Origin of the sequence: Pseudomonas sp. GZD-209, from assembly GCF_049310485.1 — a bacterium.
GTDB classification, from domain to species: domain Bacteria; phylum Pseudomonadota; class Gammaproteobacteria; order Pseudomonadales; family Pseudomonadaceae; genus Aquipseudomonas; species Aquipseudomonas sichuanensis.
Genome location: NZ_JBMOWQ010000293.1, coordinates 1 through 1,824, shown reverse-complemented (window position 1 = coordinate 1,824; position 1,824 = coordinate 1). Strand labels below are relative to the sequence as shown.

Genomic DNA, 1,824 nt, shown 5'->3' with positions numbered 1-1,824 from the left:
AAAATCCCCTCACAACGGGGACTAGTTTTTTGGGTGTGTTTCTTCCCCCATCAAAGAGGCCATTAGAGACAACAAGGGCCGCCTGCCGTACTCTACGCGCCCATACGCCTAATACACCTGTTGAGGTAACCCCGCTTGAGCACCAAGTACCCCTACATCGCCACCGTGACCGTCAGCGCCGAAGACCGTGGGGGCGACACCGAGGCCTCGGAGAATACCAACATGCGCGTGGGCCTCGAGGCGGTGACCGAGGTGCTGAAGAAAGTGCATTTCGTCGGCACGCTCGCGGCTCCCGAAAAAGGCGCCACGCACATCTGCGTCACCCTGGAGAACGGCCTGAGCTACTACGGCCTGATCGTCAACGGCCACGCCGAACTCGAAGGCGGCTGGATCGCCTTCGAATGCGACATGCCTACCCCTGAAGAACTCGGGCTGTAAGCCTCAGCCGAGTTCCGCCAGGCACTGCTCGAGGATATCCAGCCCTTCCTCGAGCACCTGTGGCTCGATGGTCAGCGGTGCCAGCAGGCGGATGATGTGCCGCGCCTTGCCGCTCGGCATCAGCAGCAGCCCCTTGCTACGCGCCGCTTCCAGCACCTTGGCCAGCACCGCTGGCGCCGGGCTGCCGTCGGCATTGAGCAGTTCGATGCCGCGCATGGCGCCGGTGCCGGTCAGGCGCCCGAGCGAAGCGCACACCCCTGAGGTTTTCCAGCGCGCATGGCGCGCGACGATGGCCTGTTCCTGGAGTTCGCCCCAGGTGGCGAGGTTGGCATCGGTCATCTGCGCCAGGCTCGCCAGTGCCGCTGCACAGGCGATCGGGTTGCCCGAGTAGGTACCACCCAGTCCGCCCTTGGGTAGCGCATCGATGATTTCCCTGCGACCGACCACCGCGCCCAGCGGCATGCCGCCGGCGATGCTCTTGGCCAGCAGCAGCAGGTCGGGCTCGATGCCCAGGCGGGGGAACGCAAAGCGTTGCCCGGTGCGGCCGAAGCCCGACTGGATCTCGTCAATGATGATCAGGATCCCGTGCTCGTCGCAGAAGCGCCGCAGCGCCTGGGCAAATGCCGGGTCCAGGGCGAGGAAGCCACCTTCGCCCTGCACCGGCTCCAGGATGAACGCCGCCACGTCCTCCACCGCCAGTTCAACGCTGAACAGCCGCTCCATGGCCTTGAGCGCCTGCTCGCAGGTGACCCCAGTGTCGGTGCTGGGGTAGGGCAGGTGGTACACCGGGCCGGGCAGCTCGCCCACGCGTTGCTTGTAGGGCGCGACCTTGCCGTTGAGGTTGAGGGTGGCCAGGGTGCGGCCATGAAAGCCGCCGTCGAAGGCGATGATGGCCCGCTTGCCAGTGGCGCCGCGGGCTACCTTCAGGGCATTTTCCGCTGCCTCCGCGCCACTGTTGGTGAGCATGCCCGCCAAGGGGTAGCTGACCGGCACGAACTGGCGCAAGCGCTCCATCAGTTCCAGGTACGGGCCATGGGGGGCGGCGTTGAATGCATAGTGGGTCAGGCGCGTGGCCTGCAACTGGATCGCCTCGACCACCGCCGGATTGCAGTGGCCCAAGTTGAGCACGCCAATGCCGCCGACAAAGTCGATATAACGTTTGCCGGCGGTATCCCAGACTTCGGCATTACGGCCATGGGAAAGTGTAATCGGGTGAACGATGGCGATGGACTGGCTGATACTTTCCTGATTCATGTGCACGCGGCCTGTTGTTCGAATTACTGACTATCGAAGCGTGCCGGGGATATATTCCGCAAACGAATTATCGGATTGCGATCATTCCATGGATTCGTGATGTAAGCGATCGCGGGGCAAGCCCGCTCCCAC

At 63.9% G+C, this 1,824-nt stretch carries 2 protein-coding genes; one reads left to right on the top strand and one right to left on the bottom strand.

Annotation, left to right across the window (positions count from 1 at the left end; all coding sequences use genetic code 11):
- Positions 1 to 135: 135 nt before the first annotated feature.
- Positions 136 to 438, top strand: a complete 303-nt coding sequence (locus tag ACO6VM_RS27300; RefSeq protein WP_232884823.1) for a hypothetical protein — start codon at positions 136 to 138, stop codon at positions 436 to 438.
- Between the two features lie 3 nt (positions 439 to 441).
- Here the strand turns inward: ACO6VM_RS27300 and ACO6VM_RS27295 are convergent, their stop codons facing one another.
- On the bottom strand, positions 442 to 1,692 hold the full coding sequence (locus ACO6VM_RS27295) for a 2-aminoadipate transaminase (protein WP_422404064.1): 1,251 nt from the start codon (positions 1,690 to 1,692) through the stop codon (positions 442 to 444).
- Between the last annotated feature and the right edge of the window lie 132 nt (positions 1,693 to 1,824).